Below are 2,433 nucleotides of genomic sequence, written 5' to 3'. Positions count from 1 at the left end.
TCATCGCCACCAATGACGATTTCATTAGTGCTGGGTTGAAAATAGCCTTTAGCGCCACCAAGTTCTGACAATCTCTTTTCACTGACTTTAATATCAGTATTGTTATTCAAATAATTTTTGAGTTCGTTATATAGGTTAGTAACGTTTTTATGATCCGCTAAATTTTCTTTGACAAAATCTTTAGCACTTAGGACTGGTTCGCCGCTTGTCTGTGATATGTCAAATACTGGAATATAGCGATAACCAACTATGGCTTTTTCTTCGGTCGTATCAAGCCTTTTCTGATCCTCTGGAGTTAGTTTTTTAATAATAGGGGCCGCAATCCTGATCCCTTTTTCTCCTTTATTTACTGATCGTTTAAAATCATTCTGCCATTTTTTAAAGCCTGCAACTTGGCTGGCACTTGGATTTTGAGAATAGATAAGGTCAATATTACGTTGGCTATACCGGTGAAACTTTGCTACGGTATCAAGATAACTTTTAAACTTTTCACTATCAGTTAAGTTCAAAATTTGCTGTTCTGCATTATCTACAAGTTGTTTCTTCCATTCTTCTGCTTCTTCTTTAGTTGGCATATTTAAACCTCCTCGGCGTCTACAAACTCTACAGAATTATCAATTTGGGGTAACTTGATAGATTGTGTGCCGTAAAGTGCTAAATATTCAGCATTCTTTTTTTGCCACGCAACTTGAATATATTTGCCATTACCCGCAACTTCTGATAGGTACTTATAACTGCTTTTATCCGTCAAAATAGGTAATTCGCTTGCTAATGCTTCCAGTTCATTTTTCATGATATATCCTCCTTCTTTTACAATTACACTCGTTGGTTAGGTTAACTTTTTGGTTTTTGAAAAGTAAACCTAAATGACGAGTTCACCAACCGAAACAACGTGCAGGGCGGTAGGCAGGTTCTAATCAAAATCAAAACTTAATTTATGGCCGTCAAGCTTTAACTTGGCGTCAAACAACTTTCCTTTTTTGCTCTTGAAACCCTTTAATTTGCTCGTTTCCCCCTTGGTGACCAACGCTTTAATGGCGGTCTTCCCGAGGGTCTTACTGCTCCATTTCTTGGGCAGGGTAAAGTCTTCGCCTTGCTTAGGCTTTACAATATAAAACTTCTGTTTATTTAAAACGGTCGCTTGCGGTGTTTCTAAGAAGACCTCGGCGGACTTTTGTGCTTGCTGTTGGTGATTGATTTGTTGCTTAATGGCTGAATTGCCGGTTAATTGTGTGGGGACATCAGCAATTAACTTCGCCACAAACTTCTTAATCTGGCTCAAAAAGTTATCTGGGGTGCGTTCTTCGGTACTGATTTGCTGTAATGCTTGCTCCCATTTAGCCGTCATTTCTGGGCTAGTTAGCAAGGGTTCGAGTTCAACCGCTTTACATAAAGTAATTCCGGCTTCACTGACGTGTAGCTTGTTCTTTTCAGTGACGAGATAGCCGCGTTTCTTTAACACTTCCAGCACATTGGCCCGGGTTGCACTTGTCCCAATGCCTTGCACATCTTTAAGAATCGCTTGGGCTTCTTCATCATCAAGCGTTTTGCCGGCGGTCTTCATGGCCGTAATCAGGGTACCTTCGGTAAAGGGTACCGGTGGTGTCGTTTCTTTTTGCGGTGTTTGCAGATTTGCTTGGACTTGATCGCCTTGGTGAACGAGCGGTAAGGTGGCTGCCTCTTGCTGGTCGGTTTTGTGATCATCAAATAAAGCTTGCCAACCTTGCTTAGTTGGGACCTTACCGGTTGCTTTAAAATTGGCGTCACCAACTTGGGTGATAATGGTGGTTTCTTCGTACTCGTACGGATCAGCAAACATCGCTAACGTCGTCCTTAAAACCAGGTCATAGACTTGTTGCTGTAATTTAGGCAAGCTGGCTAGCTTCTCTTTCGTTGGCACGACTTTAGTCATAATAATGGCATAGTGTTCTTCAACTTTTTTCCCATCAACATAGCGTTTGTTCGGAGTGGTATTGGTTAAAGCGACTGGCTTAGAGACCAAACCCAGATACTTCGTCAGATTAGCCACTAAATAATCAAATTCTTCATCAGTGATATAAGCACAATCGGTGCGGGGATAACTGAGCAGTTTGTCTTCGTATAAGCTTTGAATAGCCGCTAAGGTTTGGCTGGCGCTGGCGTGATAACGTTTATTCATGGCACTTTGTAGACTAGATAGCGAGAATAGTTGGGGACTAGCTCGTTTTTTGCCTTGCTTTTGGACGTCCTTGATTAAACCGGCCTGTGAGCCTTTCTGAACGTTTTTAGCTTGCATGAATGTTATTAGCCCTGTTTCGTCTTTAAATCGCTGATAGGGGTCTAATTTTGCGACGAATTTTTGCTGATTAGCTAAAATTTCCGCATTTAGTTCAAAATAGGGTTCCGGCTTAAAGTTTTTGATTGCCTGGTCTCTTTGATAGACCATATACAAGG

At 41.2% G+C, this 2,433-nt stretch carries 3 protein-coding genes; all 3 read right to left on the bottom strand.

Features of this window, described 5'->3' with window-relative positions; all coding sequences use genetic code 11:
* Positions 1-575: ArdC-like ssDNA-binding domain-containing protein (locus ACKTR2_RS10125; protein WP_407885007.1), on the bottom strand; the 575-nt coding region annotated here is incomplete at its 3' end.
* A gap of 2 nt (positions 576-577) precedes the next feature.
* Positions 578-793, bottom strand: a complete 216-nt coding sequence (locus tag ACKTR2_RS10120; protein ID WP_003660156.1) for a hypothetical protein — start codon at positions 791-793, stop codon at positions 578-580.
* Positions 794-913: 120 nt separating this feature from the next.
* Complete coding sequence (locus ACKTR2_RS10115) at positions 914-2,431, bottom strand: type IA DNA topoisomerase (RefSeq protein WP_407885005.1); 1,518 nt, start codon at positions 2,429-2,431, stop codon at positions 914-916.
* Between the last annotated feature and the right edge of the window lie 2 nt (positions 2,432-2,433).

Origin of the sequence: Furfurilactobacillus curtus, from assembly GCF_045862785.1 — a bacterium.
Classification (GTDB): Bacteria; Bacillota; Bacilli; order Lactobacillales; family Lactobacillaceae; genus Furfurilactobacillus; species Furfurilactobacillus curtus.
The sequence above is the reverse complement of the archived record's forward strand: the minus strand, read 5'-3'. Positions and strand labels throughout refer to the sequence as shown.

Excerpts from the sequence above, each read along its gene's own strand:
- ACKTR2_RS10120 (WP_003660156.1), bottom strand. The coding sequence starts at position 793 with ATGAAAAATGAACTGGAAGCATTAGCAAGCGAATTACCTATTTTGACG.